The organism is Streptomyces violaceus (assembly GCF_036014075.1).
GTDB classification, from domain to species: domain Bacteria; phylum Actinomycetota; class Actinomycetes; order Streptomycetales; family Streptomycetaceae; genus Streptomyces; species Streptomyces violaceus.
The window spans coordinates 5,725,409-5,745,972 of the sequence record NZ_CP107911.1 but is presented as its reverse complement, the minus strand read 5'-3'; the positions used below and the strand labels follow the sequence as shown (position 1 = coordinate 5,745,972).

The 20,564-nt window shown below is 70.1% G+C and carries 14 protein-coding genes; 7 read left to right on the top strand and 7 right to left on the bottom strand.

The genetic code is table 11. The annotated features are described in order from the left end of the window. Positions 1 to 27: 27 nt before the first annotated feature. Positions 28 to 1,941: a P-loop ATPase, Sll1717 family gene (locus OG542_RS25960; RefSeq protein ID WP_328413850.1), complete on the bottom strand. Its 1,914-nt coding sequence runs from the start codon at positions 1,939 to 1,941 to the stop codon at positions 28 to 30. A 116-nt stretch (positions 1,942 to 2,057) separates the two neighbouring features. On the opposite strand from OG542_RS25960, the gene OG542_RS25955 reads away from it, so the two are divergent. Together OG542_RS25955 and OG542_RS25950 are read left to right on the top strand one after the other, a co-directional pair. Beyond that, complete coding sequence (locus OG542_RS25955) at positions 2,058 to 3,845, top strand: hypothetical protein (RefSeq protein ID WP_328413849.1); 1,788 nt, start codon at positions 2,058 to 2,060, stop codon at positions 3,843 to 3,845. Beyond that, positions 3,842 to 5,002 (top strand): serine/threonine-protein kinase, encoded by a 1,161-nt coding sequence (locus tag OG542_RS25950; protein WP_328413848.1) that lies wholly within the window; start codon positions 3,842 to 3,844, stop codon positions 5,000 to 5,002. Before OG542_RS25955 ends, OG542_RS25950 begins: the two co-directional genes overlap by 4 nt. A gap of 55 nt (positions 5,003 to 5,057) precedes the next feature. Here OG542_RS25950 and OG542_RS25945 read toward each other — a convergent pair whose 3' ends face one another. Then, positions 5,058 to 6,104, bottom strand: coding sequence for a LacI family DNA-binding transcriptional regulator (locus OG542_RS25945; protein WP_193478204.1), 1,047 nt, complete (start codon positions 6,102 to 6,104; stop codon positions 5,058 to 5,060). Positions 6,105 to 6,394: 290 nt separating this feature from the next. Here OG542_RS25945 and OG542_RS25940 point away from each other — a divergent pair, with 290 nt between their 5' ends. From OG542_RS25940 to OG542_RS25920, 5 genes are all read left to right on the top strand, one after another. After that, a complete protein-coding gene (locus OG542_RS25940) occupies positions 6,395 to 7,546 on the top strand; it encodes a Gfo/Idh/MocA family protein (protein ID WP_328413847.1) in 1,152 nt (383 codons plus the stop codon). Beyond that, positions 7,543 to 8,697, top strand: coding sequence for a dihydrodipicolinate synthase family protein (locus tag OG542_RS25935; RefSeq protein WP_328413846.1), 1,155 nt, complete (start codon positions 7,543 to 7,545; stop codon positions 8,695 to 8,697). The genes OG542_RS25940 and OG542_RS25935 overlap by 4 nt, the downstream gene beginning before the upstream one ends. Continuing rightward, entirely contained in the window at positions 8,694 to 9,530 is an 837-nt protein-coding gene (locus OG542_RS25930) for a sugar phosphate isomerase/epimerase family protein (protein ID WP_328413845.1), read from the top strand. Before OG542_RS25935 ends, OG542_RS25930 begins: the two co-directional genes overlap by 4 nt. A gap of 424 nt (positions 9,531 to 9,954) precedes the next feature. Beyond that, complete coding sequence (locus OG542_RS25925; protein ID WP_328413844.1) at positions 9,955 to 11,790, top strand: glycoside hydrolase family 3 protein; 1,836 nt, start codon at positions 9,955 to 9,957, stop codon at positions 11,788 to 11,790. 113 nt (positions 11,791 to 11,903) lie between these two features. After that, positions 11,904 to 12,560, top strand: coding sequence for a hypothetical protein (locus OG542_RS25920; protein ID WP_328413843.1), 657 nt, complete (start codon positions 11,904 to 11,906; stop codon positions 12,558 to 12,560). Positions 12,561 to 12,585: 25 nt separating this feature from the next. Here the strand turns inward: OG542_RS25920 and OG542_RS25915 are convergent, their stop codons facing one another. The 5 genes from OG542_RS25915 to OG542_RS25895 all read right to left on the bottom strand — a co-directional run bounded on the left by OG542_RS25915 (position 12,586) and on the right by OG542_RS25895 (position 20,432). Continuing rightward, positions 12,586 to 14,028, bottom strand: a complete 1,443-nt coding sequence (locus OG542_RS25915; protein WP_328413842.1) for a S28 family serine protease — start codon at positions 14,026 to 14,028, stop codon at positions 12,586 to 12,588. Positions 14,029 to 14,127: 99 nt separating this feature from the next. Continuing rightward, a complete protein-coding gene (locus OG542_RS25910) occupies positions 14,128 to 14,520 on the bottom strand; it encodes a hypothetical protein (RefSeq protein ID WP_261678744.1) in 393 nt (130 codons plus the stop codon). A gap of 110 nt (positions 14,521 to 14,630) precedes the next feature. Continuing rightward, positions 14,631 to 18,362, bottom strand: coding sequence for an ABC transporter ATP-binding protein (locus OG542_RS25905; protein WP_328413841.1), 3,732 nt, complete (start codon positions 18,360 to 18,362; stop codon positions 14,631 to 14,633). 160 nt (positions 18,363 to 18,522) lie between these two features. Then, the gene (locus tag OG542_RS25900; protein ID WP_328413840.1) at positions 18,523 to 19,509 is read right to left on the bottom strand and encodes an esterase-like activity of phytase family protein; all 987 of its coding nucleotides are present in this window, start codon (positions 19,507 to 19,509) and stop codon (positions 18,523 to 18,525) included. A gap of 71 nt (positions 19,510 to 19,580) precedes the next feature. After that, positions 19,581 to 20,432 carry a class A beta-lactamase-related serine hydrolase gene (locus OG542_RS25895; protein WP_261678742.1) on the bottom strand — a complete coding sequence of 284 codons (852 nt, stop codon included), beginning with the start codon at positions 20,430 to 20,432 and terminating at the stop codon, positions 19,581 to 19,583. Between the last annotated feature and the right edge of the window lie 132 nt (positions 20,433 to 20,564).

The window sequence follows — 20,564 nt, the reverse complement described above, 5'->3', positions numbered from 1 at the left end:
CGAACACCGATCCCGGACAGAGCGATCTCAGGGAGAGGAGTCGGACCCGCCACCACCGCCGACGGCGCCACCGGCCGACCGGATCAGGACGCGGGCCTCGTCCTCCAGGCGACGGGTGATCGGCTCGTCCCTGATGCCGTGGTCACCGAGTTGTACGGCCAGACGACCGAAGTAGCCCGAGGCGCTGAGGACGTGGCGCGTCACGTCGACCACAGTCCCGCCGCGCAGATCCTCTCGGGCGCGACGGGTGTCGTCCAGGACACGGCCGATCTGTGCTTCTACCTCGTTCCGGATGTCGTCCTGCAGGCCCGCCCGCATCAACTGGCGGAGCAGCCGTTCACAGGCCCGGGTGACGTCGTCCAGGAGACGTGAGTCGCGGCTCACGCCCAGTGAGATGTCCCGGCCCGCCTGGATCTGGAGTTGATGGCTGCCGCCACTGATGGCGAAATTCCCCCGAGGGCTGTAAGCGGTCAGCTCCATCGGCCCCAGGCCGCCCAGCGCCGGCCTGAAGCACGGATGCACATGGAACTCTTCCTCGTCGAGTTGCGGGGGCGTCTGCGCGCCATCGGCGTACACGACCTTGTGGCCTCGCTTGACGCCGAGGAATCCGATGCTGAACAGGACATCGATCACCCCTCGGACGGTGAGGCCGTCGGCGTAATCGGCGAATTCCTGGTGCAGTCGCTCTCGGTGGGGCTCGAACCGCGTTTCGAGGGCCGGCAGCATCACCACGTAGCCGTGGTTGTCGAACAGCAGGAAGAGCTGACTGAGGAACGGATGGGTTACCGCGTACTCCCTCGCCAGGTCCGTGAGCTTCCAGCGGGAGAACTGATCGGTGGCGAAGCTCACGTCCTCCTCGGTGATCCGCTGGCTGCCACGCTGGTCGGCGGCATCCCGGCAGGCGTTCAGGAATTGGATCATGTCTCTGGGACGCGGAAGTGCCCGTCGGCACAGGTACTCAACGGTCGGCTCGCCGTGCACCGCCGTAGGGAACACGTCCCCCCACAGCTGCTCCGCAGTCAGTTCCGCCGCCTTGAGTGAAGCCGCCGCCCTGGTCAAGGCAAGATTCGCCAGCTCGCCCGCAGTCCAGGAGATGCGCAACTCGTCGCTGTGGAACTTGTCGGCGTCTCCGAAATTGAGGGTGTCGTAGATGTCCGCCCGGATGAAGAGTGTGCAGCGCACGGCGCTGCCGTAGCGTCCCGTGACCTGCTTGCCGGCCAACAGCAGCCCGGTGACCAGGGCATGGCTGTCCGGATCCATCGTCCAGACCTGTTCGAGCTGGTCCACCAGGAAGAGCAGCGGCGGATGTGCCGCGGCGCACCCCAGGTCGTCGAAGGCCGCTGCCACGCCGCTTTCCAGGACCTCCAGCTGCCGGCTGGCACGCGCACCCTCAGAGGCCCCGTTCAACTCGAGTCCCGCCTCGATACCGAACGCCTTGAGCGCGAGGTTCGCCGACTGGAGGCCCCGGGCCCCGCGGCGGAGTCTGTCGTAGAGGCGCTCTTCGCCCGACTCGTCGTTCGCCTCCAGAAAGTCGCGCAGGGCCCGTACGGCAGAGCGTGCGCGCCAGCCGTGCGCCACACGCGCGTGCTCGCAGAGGTACCGTGCCGCGTGCACGGCGAAGACGTAACGCCAGATCAGAGACTTGGCGGTGTCACCGGAGACTCCCTGAAGCTCGAACCGTCGGATCTCATCGCCTGCGGCGTCGTCGGGAGTGATAAGAACCGCGGTGCCGGAATATCCGCCCGTGGTCCCCAACTGCCGGCAGATCGCGCTCTTGCCCGCCCCCTTGCGGCCGATGATCAGTGACTTACGCCCGGAGAGAGCCTCTCGATAGGCGTAAGTGTCCAGGAAGGCTCCACCCAGGAGACCGTCCGCCATGTCGTGCTCGGCGTCGTCCCGGCCGAAGAACAGACGGCTCACCGGAGTCGTGTGCTGCAGCATGACGCCCTCCCCCTTGGCAATGTATGGATTACCAACTTGCCCGGAATGGTAGGGGGGTTGGTGGTGAACTGTCTTGAGAACGGCTCCGTGTGAGCCGTATGGCATCGGGGGGCGTCATGGACGACCAGCGGGACATCGAGGAATTACTGGCGCCGCTGTGCAGCGACCTGACCACAGTGAGTAGCAACCTGTCTTCTTTGCGCGCCGACGTGTCCGCTTCGCGGACCGACATGACGGCGCTGCACATCGAATTGACGGCCCTGCGGGCCAAACACGACCAGGTGGCACAGGCGCTGTCGACGGTGAGCCAGACGGTGGCGGCGAGCCAGGACCTGCTGAACGACTTCGTGGAGCGGTACGGCAAAGACCAAGTCGTTGCCAATGCTCAGGCGGAGCTGACGCAGCTGACCGTCGTATGGAAGGCGGACTTCGCCCATCGCGAGCGGGTCCGGAGCCTGGCCCGAGGCCTGACACACAGCATGACTGTTCAGGCCGTGGACGGAGGGCTGGTCGACAAGGACACCGTCGAAGCCTGTGTCAGGGAGCAGTTCCTCGTCGAGCCGACGTACTGGTTGGCTCCGGCGATCATGGCGGTGGCGGCCCGGCACACGGGGGACTCGACACGTGCCTCCAGAGCGACAGCACACGCGGTGTGGCTCGACTCGGCGAAGGCCAAACTCTTCTTCGCCCTGACGTGTTCGAGTCTGGGCCGACAGAGCGAGGCCGCGGGCTGGATGGACCGCTACCTCAATTCACTCAACCGCGACGACCTCGGCCCGGAGTTCGGCGTGGTGCTCGAGGCCATTGCAAACGCCGAGCTCGGCTACGACGCCTACACCTACGCCGGTGAGGCGATGGCACGCTGGTTCCGTGAGGACAAGGCCGTGTTACGAGCCGTGCCAGGGCAGGCGCAAAGCCCTCACCTCGCTCCCTGGGCCAGCCGCCTGATGGAATTCGGCGAAGAACCGTCCGACGACCGCTTCGCGGCCCTGCGAAAGCTGACGGGTCTGGAGTGGCCCGCGCTGGAGAACGGCTGGCGGACCGCCACGGCCCTAGACGGCGCCCTGGAGTATCTGAAGTCCTTTCCGGACGTCGCCGACCTACCCGTGCGCAAGGGCCGCTACGCGGAAAGCGCCCTGGACCACTTGATCGACCAGCTCGAACCGGACGAGGCGGAGCTCCAAGAACGGATGGCTCGACTGCGTGCGCTGATCAAACACGCCGGCGACGTCGATGCCGCAGAGGCAACGGCCGAAGAGTCCGCACCGGAGGACGAGCGTCTTGACTTCGCCACCCTCCTGGCGCGCGCCGTCTTCGAGCCCGATGCTCTCCATTTGGGCGCGCCGGCCCGACGATTCGCCTTGAATTGCGTTTGGGAGAGCGTGCGCGCGTCGGCGGCCTCGATGGCACGGACATCCCACTCGTTGATCCCCCCTGCGATCACTCTCTCGGTCGAGGGCTGGTCGTGTGCCTACTCCACGCATCCGTCCTCGTCCTTCGACGTGGCCGAAGCGGCGGCCCGTCTGGCCCGGCATCTGGAATCGCGGACTCTCAAGCAGGTCGAGTCGATCGTGCCGGCCTGGACCATGGCCGCGACAGCCGTTGCCCTCGCCATGGCCTGCGTGGCCGCCAACACGTGGTACGTCAGCGGGCCTCTCTATGGCGTACTCACCGCTCTGGCAGTGGTGTTCGGCGTGTTGGCGCTGGCTGGTGTGGCGCAGGCGCCGCTACGCAAGCACAGCCTGCGTGAGGCAGGAAGGCGTCAGCGGGCGTATGCGGCGCATGTGCTCACGCAAGCGGCCGGAGAACTGGAGAACCTGCTGGCCGACTGGCGGCACGGGCTGCGGTCGTCGGACATTCTTCACGAGTGGCATCCGGGGAAGGGAAAGGAGGTGGGGGCGTGACGGGCGGACGCATCCTCGGCGACGGCCGATACAGCCTGGATCGGCGTCTCGGCATGGGCGGTATGGGCCACGTATGGCTGGCCCTCGACCGGAAGCTCGAAAAACCCGTCGCGATCAAGTTGCTCGACATGGACCGCATACGGGAGCGCAACCGCAGGCCGGCGCTCACCGAAGACATGCGCGCGCGGTTCGAGAAGGAGTGGCAGTCGATGGCGCGGATCGAGAGTCCCTACGTCGTCGCCCTCCGAGACCGTGGAGAGGAGGACGGGCAGGTCTATCTGGTGATGGACTACGTCGACGGAAAATCATTGGACATGTACATGGGGCAAGGGTCCTCCCTGACTCTGGAACAAACGGTGCGCTGGTCCGTGCAGGTCTGCGAGGGGCTCGCGGACGCAACCGAGGTCGAAGTCGTGCACAGGGACATCAAGCCGGCGAACATCATGATCAACGAACGCGGCCATGCCAAGATCGTAGACTTCGGACTGGCGCGTCTCCTCGACATGTCCGAGACCCGCGGCGCCGGTGCCACATGGCAGTACGCGGCGCCTGAACGGTGGGACGGCCAACCCGGCGACCACTCCAGCGACCTCTATTCGCTCGGCTGCGTGATGTACGAAATGCTGACTGGGAACCCGCCGTTCTTCAGCCGTGACGGCGACATCATGTCCGTCAGCGCTATGCACCTGCGCCACCCCCCCGTGCCGCCCCTCAGGGTTCGCCGGGGCATTCCGGAGAAGCTGAGTGAGCTCGTCATGCACCTGCTGGCCAAGAAGCCCGAGCAGCGGCCACAGCACGCACGCGCCGTGATCCGCAGCATTCGGCAGGTCGAGCACACCCCCGACTCCGACATCCCCGCCTCCGGGCAACTCGTGCCCGCGGACGCGTTCCACGTGAACACGGACTACGTCGAACGAATCCAGGAGTTGGAGCGACGTGTCCGAAAACTCCGGACGCAGCACCAGGAGAGCCATCCGGCAGTAGTCGAAGCGCGCTTCGAATTGGCAGACCTGACAGGGCAGTCTGGTGACTCCCGTGGTGCGGCCGACCGTTTTGAGAGCCTCGGCGAGGACTGCAAGCGCTACTTCGGCCCCAACGATCGCCGAGCCTTGGACGCCTTCGACGCCATGGCTCGCTGGATCGCATCACCTTCCTGACCGGGCAACGATGGCACGAGGCACCCGAGCAGGGTGCGAGGGAGGCAAGGTCACGTCAAGCCCGCGGCACCCCGGAAGACCCCCGCACCATCAACTCCCCCCGCACCGACGCGATCCCCCCGGGCGGCGCCTCCTCCCGCCCCATCGCGATCCGCCCGGCGCGCGCCCCGGCCTCCCCCAACGGCAGCCGCACCGTCGTGAGGGAGGGCACCGCGTCGATGCTGAACGGCAGATCGTCGAAGCCGGCCACCGACACGTCCTCCGGGATCCGCAGCCCGGAGTCGCGCAGCGCCGCGCACGCCCCCAGGGCGACGGAGTCGTTCGCGGCGACGACCGCCGTCAGCGACGGGTCGCGCCGCAGCAGTTCCAGCGTCGCCTCGTAGCCGGACCTGCGGTCGTAGCGACCGTGCACCGTCCACCGAGGGTCCTCCTCGATGCCGTGCGCCGCCAGCGCGGCCCGGTGGCCCTCCAGCCGGTGCCGGGTCGTGGTTCGCTCCTCGGGGCCCGCGATGTAGCCGAGCCGCCGGTGGCCGAGGCCGATCAGGTGCTCGGTCAGTTCCTGCCCGCCCCCGCGGTTGTCGAAGGTCAGCGCGATCGCCCCGGTCTCCGGCGCCGGCGGCCGCCCGCACAGCACCACCCGCGTCCCGGCGTCCGTGAGCTTGCGCACCTTCGTGTCCATCGCCGCCTGGTGCGCCGCGTCCTCGATCGCCCCACCGGTCAGCACCACGGCCGCCGCACGCTGCCGCTGCAACAGCGTGAGATACGTCAGCTCCCGCTCCGGGGAACCGCCCGTGTTGCAGACCACCGCGAGTCTCTCCCCGCCCGCACGGCCGCCCGGCCCGCCGATCTCGGCCTGGATCGCGCTCGCCATGATCCCGAAGAACGGGTCGGCGATGTCGTTCACCAGGATCCCGACCAGGTCGGAGGTGGCGGCGGCCAGGGCGCTCGCGGGCCCGTTGAGCACATAGTCCAGCTCGTCCACGGCCTTCAGCACCCGCTCGCGGGTTGAGGCGGCAACGGGATAGTTCCCGTTCAGCACGCGCGACACCGTCGCGGGCGAGACCTGCGCGCGGGCCGCCACGTCCGCCAGGGTCACCGTCATCTCGTCGTCCTCCGGTCGCGCATCTAGTCGTCGCCCTCGTACACACCCGGACCCATGACAACGGTTCCGAGCAGGCCAACAGCCCCGGCCTCACCGAATCCATGGCCAAGGTTCCGACCAGACCTTAAGCCCCCGACCCCCGGTTGTTCGCCCCCTCGAACAACTCGTCCTGGTCACGGTCTTGTCCGGACCACGGTTCAGAGGCTAGCTTCTCCGTATGTAGAAAGCGCTTGCTGCAACGCTCACCAGTGGGCGTACGCGGCGCGACGACCGCGTACGAAGGGAACGACGTGACACGCAAGACGGTGCGTATCGCCATGAACGGCGTGACCGGGCGCATGGGCTATCGCCAGCACCTGGTCCGCTCCATCCTGGCCCTGCGCGAGCAGGGCGGCCTCGACCTCGGCGACGGCACCGTGCTGTGGCCCGAGCCGATCCTGGTCGGCCGCCGTGAGCACGCGCTGAGGGCGATGGCCGAGCGGCACGGACTGGAGCACGTCTCGACCGACCTGGACGCGGTCCTCGCCGACGAGACCGTGGACATCTACTTCGACTCCCAGGTCACCTCCGCGCGCGAGGAGGCTCTGAAGAAGGCCATCGCGGCCGGCAAGCACATCTACACCGAGAAGCCGACCGCAACCGGCCTCGCCGGCGCCCTGGACCTGGCCCGGCTGGCGGACGAGGCCGGCATCAAGCACGGCGTCGTCCAGGACAAGCTCTTCCTCCCCGGCCTGCTGAAGCTGAAGCGCCTCATCGACGGCGGCTTCTTCGGCCGGATCCTGTCCGTGCGCGGCGAGTTCGGCTACTGGGTCTTCGAGGGCGACTGGCAGGACGCCCAGCGCCCGTCATGGAACTACCGCGCCGAGGACGGCGGCGGCATCGTCGTCGACATGTTCCCGCACTGGGAGTACGTGCTGCACGAGCTGTTCGGCCGCGTGAAGTCCGTCCAGGCCCTCACCGCCACCCACATCCCGCAGCGCTGGGACGAGAACGGCAAGCCGTACGACGCCACCGCCGACGACGCCGCCTACGGCGTCTTCGAGCTGGAGGGCGGCGCGATCGCCCAGATCAACTCCTCCTGGGCCGTCCGCGTCAACCGCGACGAGCTGGTGGAGTTCCAGGTGGACGGCACGGAGGGCTCGGCGGTGGCCGGTCTGCGCAACTGCCGCGTCCAGCACCGCTCGGCCACCCCCAAGCCGGTCTGGAACCCGGACATCCCCGCCACCGAGGTCTTCCGCGACCAGTGGCAGGAGGTCCCGGACAACGCCGAGTTCGACAACGGCTTCAAGGCCCAGTGGGAGCTGTTCCTGCGGCACGTCTACGCCGACGCCCCCTACCACTGGGACCTGCTGGCCGGTGCCCGCGGTGTCCAGCTCGCCGAGCTGGGTCTCGCGTCCTCGGCCGAGGGCCGTCGTATCGACGTACCGGAGATCTCCCTGTGACCATCCAGCTCCCGGACGCGAGCGGGGCCTTGCGGGCGTACGAGCCCCGCCAGGAACCGCTCGCCCTCACCACCGGTTCCCCGTTCACCTCCCGCACGGTCTTCTCGGCGGCGCACGTCGTCGCCGACCCGTTCGCGGACGTGTCCCCCGACTCGCCCGCCGCCGTCGACTGGGACGCCACCCTCGCCTTCCGCCGCCATCTGTGGTCACACGGACTGGGTGTCGCCGAGGCCATGGACACCGCGCAGCGCGGCATGGGCCTGGACTGGGCGGGCGCGGCGGAACTGATCCGCCGGTCGGCGGCCGAGGCCACGTCGGTGGGCGGTCGTATCGCCTGCGGCGTGGGCACCGACCAGCTCACCGGCCCGGCGTCCCTGGCCGAGGTCCGCGCGGCCTACGAGGAGCAGCTCGCGGTCGTGGAGCAGTCCGGCGCCCAGGCCATCCTGATGGCGTCCCGGGCGCTCGCGGCGGCCGCCTCCGGCCCCGAGGACTACCTGGAGGTCTACGGCCATCTGCTCCGCCAGTCCGCCGAGCCGGTCGTCCTGCACTGGCTGGGCCCGATGTTCGACCCGGCGCTGGAGGGCTACTGGGGGTCGTCCGACCTGGACACGGCCACCGGCACCTTCCTCGAGGTCATCTCGGCCCACTCCGACAAGGTCGACGGCATCAAGGTCTCCCTGCTGGACGCCCAGCGCGAGGTCGACCTGCGCCGCCGGCTCCCCGACGGGGTCCGCTGCTACACCGGCGACGACTTCAACTACCCCGAGCTGATCGCGGGCGACGAGCAGGGCTTCAGCCACGCCCTGCTCGGCATCTTCGACCCGCTGGGCCCGCTGGCGGCGGAGGCGGTCCGGGTGCTCGACACCGGGGACGTCGCGGGATTCCGCGCTCTCCTCGACCCGACGGTCGACCTCTCCCGCCACCTCTTCCAGACCCCGACCCGCTTCTACAAGACGGGCGTGGTGTTCCTGGCCTGGCTGGCGGGCCACCAGTCCCACTTCACGATGGTCGGCGGCCTGCAGTCGGCCCGCTCGCTCCCGCACTTCGCGAAGGCCTACGAACTCGCCGACGGCCTCGGGCTGTTCCCCGACCCGAAGCTGGCCGAGGAGCGGATGAAGACACTGCTGAGCGTGTACGGGGTGAACCAGTGAGCGCCGCGGAGCTGGCACGCTTCTCCATCAACCAGATGACGGTGAAGCAGCTGTCGATGCCTGAACTGGTCGACGCGTGCGGCCAGTTGGGCATCCGCAACGTCGGCCTGTGGCGCGAGCCGGTCGAGTCGTACGGCCTGGAGGCCACGGCCAAGCTGGTCCGTGACGCAGGCCTGACGGTGACAACGTTGTGCCGGGGCGGCTTCTTCACGGCGATCGACCCGCGGGAGCGGGCCGAGGCCCTGGCCGACAACCGCCGCGCGATCGACGAGGCGGCGACGCTGGGCACCGACACGCTGGTCCTGGTCTCGGGCGGCCTCCCGGCCGGCTCGAAGGATCTGCACGGGGCGCGGGAGCGGATCGCGGACGCGTTGGCGGAACTGGGGCCGTACGCCGAGGAGCACGGCGTCCGCCTGGCCATCGAGCCGCTCCACCCGATGTACGCCTCCGACCGCTGCGTGGTCTCGACGCTGGCCCAGGCCCTGGACCTGGCCGAACGCTTCCCGGCCCAGCAGGTCGGGGTCACCGTCGACACGTACCACATCTGGTGGGACGACACGGCTCCCGCGCAGATCGCCCGCGCGGGCGCGTCCGGCCGTATCCACACCTTCCAGCTCGCCGACTGGACGACTCCCCTCCCGGAGGGCGTGCTGACCGGCCGCGGCCAGATCGGCGACGGCGCGATCGACATGCGGGAGTGGCAGCGGTACGTGGAGGCGGCCGGGTACACCGGCGCCATCGAAGTGGAGCTGTTCAACGACGGCTTGTGGGCACGCGACGGCCGCGCGGTACTGGCCGAGACGGCGGCGAGGTTCGTCGAGCACACCCGGTGATCCGCCCCTGAACCACGCTCGCTGCCCCGCCCCGCAGATCCGGGCGGGGCAGCGGCCGTCCGGCTCCGCCTTGTCGGCTCACCGGCCTTGCCCGCCCCTGTGTCACCTCGCGTACCGACTTGTGGAAATCCGGCCCGAGCCGGGAACCCGGCCCGGACTCCCGTCGTCCAATCGCAGGCCACCGGAGAGTCACCACGGTGCGGTGTCGGCCCTCGCTGCTGGCTGCGATCGCTGACCACCCTCTCCGCCGTACCGCGGCCGGCGGCACCGCCGCCATCGGCGCGTCCCCCTCCAACCGCGCCGGTGGCGGCCCCCGCGCGGTTACTGTGCATTCCCTTGACTGGCAGAAACTTCCCGGTTATTGCTGACCTCTTGGAAGTTTCCTTCAGCGGATCCGAGTGGATCACCTCCGGAAGGAGCGCACGTGCACGACACCGGCACGGGAAGCACGGGAAACACCGCACAGCCCTCCAGACGTACCGTCCTCGCCGCCACGGCCGGCGTCACGGCCGCCCTCGCGGCCGCAGGGCCCTCGTACGCCGCCGGCGCACCGGACGACGCGCGACTGCGCGCTCACGTCTCGCGGATGACGCTGGAGGAGAAGGTCGGCCAGCTCTTCGTGATGCGGGTCTACGGCCACTCCGCCACCGCCCCCGACCAGGCCGACATCGACGCCAACCTCAAGGAAATCGGGGTCCGTACGGCCGCCGAGCTGGTGGCGAAGTACCGGGTCGGCGGCATCATCTACTTCGCCTGGGCGCACAACACCCGCGAGCCGCACCAGATCGCCGAACTGTCCAACGGCATCCAGCGGGCCTCCCTGGGGCTGCCCCGCGGGCTGCCCGTGCTCATCTCCACCGACCAGGAGCACGGGATCGTGGCGCGGGTGGGGAAGCCCGCGACGCTGTTCCCGGGGGCCATGGCCGTCGGGGCGGGCGGGTCGCGCTCCGATGCCCGGGCGCTCGGGCGGATCGCGGGCGCCGAGTTGCGGGCGATGGGGATCCGGCAGGACTACTCCCCCGTGGCCGACGTGAACGTCAACCCGGCCAACCCGGTCATCGGCGTACGGTCCTTCGGTGCCGACCCGCGGGCCGTGGCCGCGCTGGTGGCCGCCGAGGTCGCCGGGTACCAGGGCTCCGGGGTCGCAGCGACCGCCAAGCACTTCCCCGGGCACGGGGACACCAACGTCGACAGCCACACCGGCTTCCCCACCATCACGCACAGCCGGGAGCTGTGGGAGAAGCTGGACGCACCGCCGTTCCGGGCGGCGATCGCCGCGGGCATCGACTCGATCATGACCGCCCATCTGATGGTCCCGGCCCTCGACGACTCCGGCGACCCGGCGACCCTCTCCCGCCCCATCCTCACCGGCATCCTGCGCGAGCGGCTCGGCTACGACGGGGTCGTGGTCACCGACTCGCTCGGCATGGAGGGCGTACGGACCAAGTACGGCGACGACCGGGTGCCGGTGCTCGCGCTGAAGGCGGGCGTGGACCAGCTGCTCAACCCGCCGGATCTGGACCTGGCCTGGAACGCCGTGCTGACAGCGGTGCGTGAGGGTGAGCTGACCGAGGCGCGGCTCGACCAGTCGATCCTGCGCGTCCTGCGGCTGAAGGCGAAGCTCGGGCTGTTCCGTTCGCCGTACGTCAGTCAGGGCGGAGTCGACCGGACCGTAGGCATCCGCACGCACCTCAAAGCGGCCGACCGGATGGCCGAGCGGACGACCACACTGCTCGTCAACGAGGGCGGGCTGCTGCCGCTGTCCCGGCGCCGCCACCCCAAGGTGCTCGTGGTCGGAGCCGATCCGGCCTCGCCGTCGGGGACGACCGGCCCGCCCACGGGAGTGCTCGCGGGCGCACTGTCGGAACTGGGCTTCACCACCACCGCCCTGTCGACCGGTACCGCCCCTTCCGCGGCGACCATCGCGAAGGCGGTCGCGGCCGCGCGGGACGTGGACGCGGTGGTGGCCGCCACGTACAACGTCACGGCGGGCAGCAGCCAGAAGGCGCTGGTCGAGCAGCTCGTGGGGACCGGGAGGCCGGTCGTGGCGGTCGCGATCCGCAATCCGTACGACGTGGCCCAACTGCCGTCCGTCCCGGCCTGCCTGGCCGCCTACTCCTGGACGGACGTCGAACTGCGGGCCGCCGCGCGGGTGATCGCGGGCCGTGTGAAGCCGCGCGGGAAGCTGCCGGTCGCCGTGCAGCGGGCGGATGATCCGGAGCAGGTGCTGTACCCGGTCGGGTACGGGCTGTCGTACTAGACGTACGCCACGGACCGGGCGCACCACCCCCAACGTGCGCAAACCGTCCCATGTGTATGGCGTGGGCCTGCCGCGGCGGGCCACGCTGGGCGAGCACACTCGGGGGGACGGCAATGCGCGACAGAAGTTCGGTGGGGGTGGTGTGCGGGCTGCTGATGCTGGTCGGCGCGCTGCTGACCGGGTGTCAGAGCCCGTCGGCGGGCGTGGCGGAGGACGGCCGGCTGGGCGAGCCGGCGACGGGGACGAGCGCCGCGGTCTCACCGTCGGCGACCCGGCCGTCCGGGTACGGGGCGGTGTTCCTCGCGGTCGACGAGTGCAGTTCGTTCGGTACGACGAGCTTCACCGAGGTGCCGTGCGCCGGTGAGCGGGCGGCGGCGCGGGTCGTGGCGCGGCACGACGGCGCGGTGCGTGACGGCCCGCGCTGTCCGGCGACCACGGACTTCGTACTGCACATCAGCGAGCAGCGGCCCGCGTCCGACGAGGACGGCGACGGGGCGGTGCCGCGGGGCTACGCCTGTATGCGCAACCTCCAGCCGCCGCACCCCGGCGACCCGGGCGGCGGGGGCGGGCCGCGCACTGTCGTCGGCGACTGCGTCTACAGCTCCGGCGACGGGCAGGTCCGCGAGACCGCGTGCGACGGGAAGGGCGAGCGGAAGCCGGAGTACCGGGTGACCCGGGCGGTCGCCGGGCGGGCCGACTGCCCCGGCTCGACCGCCCTGTACGTCCGGCTCGGCGGCGATCGGCCGGTGGGGTGTGCCCGGCCGCTGTGAGCGACGGCCGGGCACACCTCCCGCGTTACGGACGCAGCGTCATCTCGCGCTGCACGTCCCGCTTGTCGAGCTTGGCGTCGAACCTCGCCAGCGGCTTCGCCGCCTGCGGGTCGGCCTGCACCGCACCGGAGGCGACGCCGGCCCAGTCGAGGATGCGGGCGGTGGCGAGGGCCTTCTGCTCGGGCACGAGGCCCGCGACGTTGGCCCCGTGGTTCATGCCGGGGGCGGTCATGACGTAGGAGTCCTTCGCGCCCTTGCCGAGGCGGAACGGCTCGGCGCTCCACGGGTCGTTCTGGCCGTTGACGAAGAGCATCCGGCGGGCGTTGTGCCGGACCCAGGTGTCGACGTCCCGCATCGCCCCCGGCTGGAACTTCATGGGGATGTCACGCGGGACGAAGTTGCGCGGCGGCTGGTAGCCGTAGCGGACGTACTGCTTCTCGATGTGCGGGAACTGGATCGTCGGCGCGCCGAGCTGCGTCCCGGCCTGGTAGTAGTACGGCGTGTAGGTCGCCAGGCCCTGGTCGGCGTAGGCGGAGAAGCCGGCGATCGTGTCGACGGAGGTCCAGATGTCGTCGTCGGTGGCGTTCTTGGCGTCGGCCGGGATCTGGTCGCAGTCCTTCAGGAGGCTGTACTGCCAGTAGCCCCACACGTAGTCGAGGACGGTCGCCTCGTAGGCCTTGTCCAGGCTGCCGATGGTCTCGAAGGTGAGGCCGTTCTCCTTCGCGTAGGCCGCGTACTTCTTCTCCAGCGGCTCGCGGCGGACCAGTGCCTCGCGCTGTACGGCGTTCAGCCGGTCGCGGCACTCCTTGGTGCCGACGCGCGCGAAGAAGCGGTCGTAGGCCGAGTCCTCCTTGTTCACGACGTCGTTGGGGGCGACATAGGCGACGACGCCGTCCATGTCGCGGGGGTAGAAGCGCTCGTAGTAGGTGGCGGTCATGCCGCCCTTCGAACCGCCCGTGGAGAGCCACTTCTTGGCGTAGACGCTCTTCAGGGCCTTGAAGACGCGGTGCTGGTCGCTGGCCGCCTGCCAGATGTCCAGCTTGGACCAGTTGGCCGGGTCGGGGCGGGACGGGGTGAAGAAGCGGTACTCCAGGGAGACCTGGTTGCCGTCCACGATCTGGGTGGGCTCGCTGCGGCGGGGCGTCGTGGAGACGTTGTAGCCGCTGGTGAAGAAGACCGTCGGGCGGGAGACGTCCTTGTGCAGCACGGTGATGCGCTGCTGGAACGTGCCCTTGGACGGCTTCCGGTGGTCGACCGGCTGGGTGTAGTTCAGGACGAAGAAGCGGTAGCCGGTGTACGGCTTCTCCTCGACCAGGCTCATGCCCGGTACGGAGAGCAGCCTCTCCTTGATGTCAGTGGTGCTGTCGGTGCCGGTGGCCTCCGGCTCGGCGGCGGTGGCCGCTGACGCCGTGCCCAGTGTGCCTATGAGCACCGTGAGCGCCAGCAGCCATCTGAGCGCCTTGCGCATGCGCACTCCCCTGTGAGACAGATGTGCGCCGGAAGCTAGCGGACCAACTCACCGGAGCACCAGGGGACATAGGGAAAACCCTGTGCGCGGGGCGGGGAATCAGCACAGAATCCAGCCGGTGCTGACGGACTTGGGGCCGACCCTGCCCTTGAGCCAGACGCAGCGGCGCCCGGCGTGCACGGTGACCGGGCCGGCGAGGTAGGCGTACCGTCCCTCGTCGACGACCGGCCGGTTGCCGCGCGCCTGCACGCTCACCGACATCTTCTTCCTCACGCCGGGCTTCTTGGTCACGGTCACGGCGCAGACGTAGCCGCCGCGCTTGTAGACGTACACGGTTCCGGTGGAGAACGGCAGGGTGCGGACCTTGCGGCCGGGACAGGACGCGGTGGTGGCGGCCTGCGCCTCGCCCGGCGCCGCCACGGCGAGCAAGCCGGAGGCGGTCAGCACGGCCAGGCCGAGCGCGAGCCGCCGGCGTATCGCTCCACTGTCCACTGTTGTCCTCCCGTACCGCGTCGTGCGCGACCATCGGCGTATGGCTGTACGGACGCATGACGTATGTCGGACGGTTGCACGACCGTCACGGACACACCGCGCCGCCCCCGTCAGCGGGACGCGCCGACCGGCTCCTCCGGCTCGGCGGTGCCGATGAACGTCCGCCACAGGTCGGCGTACCGGCCGCCCCGCGCGAGCAGCTCGTCGTGCGTGCCGTCCTCGGCGACTCCGCCGTGGTCCATGACGACGACCCGGTCGGCCCGGGCGGCGGTGGTGAGGCGGTGGGCCACGACGAGGGTCGTACGACGGCCTGCGAGGCGGTCGGTGGCCTGGTTGACCTGGGCTTCCGTGGCCAGGTCCAGCGCGGCCGTGGCCTCGTCGAGCAGCAGGACGTCCGGGTCGACCAGCTCGGCACGGGCCAGGGCGATCAGCTGGCGCTGCCCGGCGGACAGGTTGCGGCCGCGCTCGGCGACCTCGTGGAGATAGCCGCCGTCCAGCGTGGCGATCATGTCGTGCGCGCCGACCGCGCGGGCCGCCGCCTCGACCTCGGCGTCGGTGGCGTCCGGACGGCCGTAGGCGATGGCGTCGCGGACGGTGCCCTGGAAGAGGTACGCCTCCTGCGGGACGACCCCCAGACGGTGCCGGTACGAGGTGAGGTCCAGGGACCGCAGATCGGTGCCGTCGACGGTGACCCGGCCGCCGGTGGGGTCGTAGAAGCGGGCCACGAGCTTGACCAGGGTCGACTTCCCGGCGCCGGTCTCGCCGACGAAGGCGACGGTCTGCCCGGCGGGGATGCGCAGGTCGACTCCGCCCAGGGCCTCTTCGTCGTCCCCATAGGCGAAGCGCACGTCCTCGAAGGCGATCTCGCCGCGCAGGGAGAGGACTTCGAGGGGTTCGTCGGCGGACTTCGTCGACGTCGGCTCCTGGAGCAGCTCCTGGATACGGCCCAGCGAGACGGTCGCCTGCTGGTAGCCGTCGAAGACCTGGGACAGCTGCTGCACGGGCGCGAAGAACAGGTCGATGTAGAGCAGGTACGCCACCAGCGAGCCGATCGCCAGCGTGCCGTTGTCGACCCGGGCGCCGCCCACGATCAGCACGGCCGCCGCCGCCACCGACGACAGGAACTGCACGAAGGGGAAGTAGATCGAGATCAGCCACTGGCCCCGGATGCGCGCCTGGCGGTAGCTGTCGCTGCGCCCGGCGAACCGCCGCCCGCCGTCCCGCTCGCGGCGGAACGCCTGCACGATCCGCAGCCCGGACACCGACTCCTGCAGGTCGGCGTTGACCGCCGACACCCGCTCACGGGCCAGTTCGTACGCCTTCACACTCGCCCGGCGGAAGAAGAACGTGGCGATGATCAGCGGCGGCAGCGTGGCGAAGACGACCAGCGCGAGCTCCACGTCGATCACCAGCAGAGCGATCATGATGCCGAAGAAGGTGACGACCGAGACGAAGGCCGTGACCAGGCCCGTCTGGAGGAACGTCGACAGCGCGTCGACGTCGGTCGTCATCCGGGTCATGATCCGGCCGGTCAGCTCCCGCTCGTAGTAGTCGAGCCCGAGGCGCTGGAGCTGGGCGAAGATCTTCAGACGGAGCGAGTACAGGACCCTCTCCCCCGTCCGCCCGGTCATCCGGATCTCGCCGATCTGCGCCGCCCACTGCACGACCACCGTGAGCAGCCCGAGCAGGGCGGCCGCCCAGACGGCGCCGAGCGCGGCCTGTGTGACGCCCGAGTCGATGCCGTGCCGGATCAGCACGGGCAGCAGCAGACCCATGCCGGCGTCGGTGGCGACCAGGGCGAGGCTGACCAGCAGCGGCAGCCCGAAGCCGCTCAGCAGCCGGCGCAGGCCGTAGGTCTCCTCCGGCTGGACGGCACGCGACTCGTCGATGTCGGGGACGTCGGTAGCCGGGGGCAGCGCCTCGACCTGGGCGAGGAGCTCGGGGGTGGCGGGGCTCTCGGCGAGGGCCAGGTCCTTGCGCTCGCGGTCGCCGGTCCACAGCCGTGGGGTGACCCCGCGCTCGGCGTCGAACTCCGCGTCCAGCTCGTCCCGGACGGAGGTGTCCTCCTGGGGACAGGCGGGCTGACTGTGGCCCGGGGAGACCGCGCCCAGCTCGTCGGGGTCGGTGAGCAGCCGCCGGTAGAGGGCGGAGCGCCGCTGGAGTTCCTCGTGGGTGCCGAGGTCGGCGAGCCGGCCGTCGTCCAGGACGGCGATGCGGTCGGCGAGGTTCAGGGTGGAGCGGCGGTGGGCGATCAGCAGGGTCGTGCGGCCCCGCATGACCCCCTTCAGCGCCTCGTGGATCTCGTGCTCGACCCGGGCGTCCACGGCGGAGGTGGCGTCGTCCAGGACCAGCAGGCGCGGGTCGCTGAGGATCGCGCGGGCTAGGGCGACGCGCTGGCGCTGGCCGCCGGAGAGGGTGAGGCCGTGCTCGCCGACGGTGGTGTCGTAGCCGTCGGGCAGCTCGGCGATGAAACGGTCCGCCTGGGCGGCTCGGGCGGCCTTCTCGATCTCCTCCTGGGTGGCGTCCGGGCGGCCGTAGGCGATGTTGTTGCGGACCGTGTCGGAGAAGAGGAACGAGTCCTCCGGGACCAGCCCGATCGCGGACCGCAGCGATTCCAGGGTCAGCTCGCGCACATCGTGGCCGCCGACGAGGACGGCACCGCGCGTGACGTCGTAGAAGCGCGGCAGCAGCAGGGAGACGGTGGACTTGCCGGAGCCGGAGGAGCCGACGACGGCTAGGGTCTCGCCGGGGCGGATCTCGAAGGAGAGTCCGTCGAGGACGGGCCTCGTCTTGCCGGAGGCGGTGTCGTAGCCGAAGGAGACGTCGTCGAACTCGACCGTCGCGGGGGCGTCGGCGGGGAGTTCCTTGGAGCCGTCCTGGAGCGAGGGCTCGGTGTCGATCAGCTCCAGGACGCGCTCGGTGCCTGCGCGGGCCTGCTGGCCGACGGTGAGGACCATGGCGAGCATGCGGACCGGGCCGACCAGCTGGGCGAGGTACGTCGAGAAGGCGACGAACGTGCCGAGCGTGATGTGCCCGCGCACCGCCAGCCAGCCGCCGAGCGCCAGCATCGCGACCTGGCCGAGGGCGGGTACGGCCTGGAGGGCCGGGGTGTAGACCGAGTTCAGGCGGACGGTGCGCAGGCGCCCCGCGAAGAGCCTGCGGCCGACCTCCCTCAGCTTGCCGGTCTCCTGCTCCTCCTGCCCGAAGCCCTTCACCACGCGTACGCCGCTGACGGCGCCGTCGACCACGCCAGCGACGGCGGCGGCCTGGGCCTGGGCGTACCAGGTGGAGGGGTGCAGCCGGGTGCGGCTGCGCTTCGCGATGTAGGCGAGTGCGGGGGCCACGGCCAGGGCGACGAGGGTGAGCGGCCACGACAGCCAGGCCATGATCACCAGGGAGATCACGAAGAGCAGGATGTTCCCGATGGTCATCGGGAGCATGAACAGCAGGCCCTGGATCAGCTGGAGGTCGCTGGTGGCCCGGCCGACGACCTGGCCGGTGGACAGCTCGTCCTGGCGGCGGCCGTCGAGCCGGGTGATCGTGCCGTACATCTCCGTCCGCAGGTCGTGCTGGACGTCGAGGGCGAGGCGCCCGCCGTAGTAGCGGCGGATGTAGGTGAGGACGTAGACGACCAGGGCGGCGGCGATGAGGAGGCCGGCCCAGGTGGTCATGTCCCTGGTGTGCTCGCTGATGACGTCGTCGATGATCACCTTGGTGATCAGGGGGACGAGGGCCATCACGGCCATGCCCGCCAGGGAGGAGCCGAGGGCGAGTACGACGTCCTTCGGGTGGCGCCATGCGTAGGCCCACAGTCGTCGTGCCCATCCCCGTTTCGGTGTCACACCGGTGCCTTCCAGTCGTCCTGAGCTGCCGGAAGACACCAACGCGGTTGGGAGCTGATTTCATCCCGCCGTGGGGGGATCGGTTGTTCTTCGGGTGCGGCGGGGTGGGGGTTGATCGCGCCCACGCGGCGGAGCCGCATGTCGATACTGCCCCGCGCCCCTAGAAGAGAGGCGTTGTCCTTACCCGCAAGTAGTAGAAGCGGGTCGTCTGGGTCGGGTTCTGGTTGTCGTCGCTGGCCAGGAGGACCTGGAGGGTGTGCTTCGTCCGGCCTGTGATCGTCACGGCCTCGATGTTGTCGAGGAGCGGGTTCGGCTGGGGCTGCTTGGCCGTCGCGCCCAGGGTCGGGCAGGTGGCGAGGTCGGTGAGCAGGGTCTTCTTCATCGCGTGGCGGGGATCGGCCAGGTAGAGGCGGACCGTGTTGCCCACGCCGGACGTGAAGCCGCGTTCCAGGACCAGGAGGCGGCCGTCGGGGGCGGACCGGATCTCGGGGACGCCGAGGCCGGGGTCCGTGCGGTACGTGTACTGGGGCCCGAGCCGGAAGGAGCCCCGGTGGCGCTGCCAGGTCTGGAAGCGGACCGTGCCGGCGTCGTCGCCGGCGAGGGCGTACTCCATGGAGGCGACCAGAGTGCGACCGCCGGGCAGCAGGGTGAGGCCCTCGAAGGTGCCGTTGGGCTGGGCGCGGCCCGCGGGGCTCACGCGCAGGTCGTCCGGGACCGGGAGACGGCCGAGGATCTTGCCGGTGCGGGAGTAGCGGCGTACGGACGGCTCGGTCTCGGAGGTGACCAGGCGGGAGCCGTCCCGGTCGATGACCAGGCCCTCGGAGTCGAGCGCGGTCCCGGTCTCGTCGGTGAGCGGGACGACGGAGCGGGGCTTCAGCGTCCTCGCGTCCAGGCGGAAGAGCGACGAGCGGTCGGACAGGGCGGCGAGTGAGCCGTCGCTGTCCACGGCGAGCGCGGAGAAGTTGCCGACGAAGGTGTCCTGGTACGTCGTCTTGTCCAGCACGTCGGAGAAGCGGTCGATGGAGACGGACGGCGAGCAGACGTGCGAGGCGGTCGATGGCTGTGCCTGGGCGGGGGCGGCGGCGGTCAGGCAGGTGGCCGCCGTCAGGCCTGCGGTGAGAAGGGCGAGGCGGGTTCTCAGGGGCATGGGCGTCACCGTAGGACGGGCCGGTGACGCCGGGTAGGCCGCGCGGTGAAGGGTCGGCTCGCGGTGAAGGGTCAGCTCGCGGCCAGGTCCTTGTGGATGACCTTGGCCACGGCCTGGATGGTGGTGATGCCGTAGTTCATGGTGCTGTTGCCGTGGGTGAGCACGGTCATGACGTAGTCGTGGCCGCCGCCCTTGAACGCGCCGACGCTGTGCACCCGCCAGCCGTTCGTGGAGCGTTGCAGCCAGCCGTTCTTGACGGCCACGGTGACGCCCGAGGGCACCCCGTACGGCGTGCCCCAGCGCTGGGACGAGACGACCTGGCCCATCAACTTCAGGATGTAGGCACGGGAGTTGTCGCTCAGGACCGCGTTCTTGGCGGTGAGGAGCTTCAGCAGCTTCTGCTCGTCGGTGACGGTGATCTGGGTCAGGCCCCAGTAGCCGTTCGCGCCGGGCTTGGTCTGGGTCATGCCGGCGGCGCTGAGGAAGCCCTTGATCTTCGTCATGCCGAGCTGCTTCCACAGGGTGGAGGTCGCCGCGTTGTCCGACTTGGTGATCATGGCCTTGGCGAGGGTGTTCTCGCGGTCGGTGAGATACCGGTTCGTCTTCTTCGCGTCCCACAGCAGGGTGGCGAGAACGGTCACCTTGACGACGCTGGCCGAGTCGTAGGCGGAACTCGCGCGCAGCGTGCAGGTGGTGTTGGTGCTGCGGTCGTAGAGGCCGACGGCGACGGTGCCCTTGCGGGTGGCGAGCGCGGCGGTGATGTCCTTCTTCAGCTTGGCGGCGAGGCCGGCGTTGGCCGAGGTGCAGGTCACGGTCGGCGTGGCAGCGGCGGCGGGCGTGGCGGCGGCGACGAGCGGCACGAGCACACCCGTACCCACGGCCGCCGCCAGCACTCGCGCGCGGCGTGATATCCCAGAAGTCATGCACCCTTGACTCACGGATGTGGGACAAAGGTTGTAGGCGTTGGTGAAGGCTTTTACGAGTCGTTACCGGGCGCTGTGCGTTTCACAGGCGGCGGCCAGCTTCGGCACAGCCACCACCAACCAGGGCTGTCC

Bases quoted from the DNA above. Each gene is read 5' to 3' on its own strand.
- OG542_RS25960 (WP_328413850.1), bottom strand. From the start codon at position 1,941: ATGCTGCAGCACACGACTCCGGTGAGCCGTCTGTTCTTCGGCCGGGAC.
- OG542_RS25955 (WP_328413849.1), top strand. From the start codon at position 2,058: ATGGACGACCAGCGGGACATCGAGGAATTACTGGCGCCGCTGTGCAGC.
- OG542_RS25945 (WP_193478204.1), bottom strand. From the start codon at position 6,104: ATGACGGTGACCCTGGCGGACGTGGCGGCCCGCGCGCAGGTCTCGCCC.
- OG542_RS25920 (WP_328413843.1), top strand. From the start codon at position 11,904: ATGCGCGACAGAAGTTCGGTGGGGGTGGTGTGCGGGCTGCTGATGCTG.
- OG542_RS25915 (WP_328413842.1), bottom strand. From the start codon at position 14,028: ATGCGCAAGGCGCTCAGATGGCTGCTGGCGCTCACGGTGCTCATAGGC.
- OG542_RS25900 (WP_328413840.1), bottom strand. From the start codon at position 19,509: ATGCCCCTGAGAACCCGCCTCGCCCTTCTCACCGCAGGCCTGACGGCG.
- OG542_RS25895 (WP_261678742.1), bottom strand. From the start codon at position 20,432: ATGACTTCTGGGATATCACGCCGCGCGCGAGTGCTGGCGGCGGCCGTG.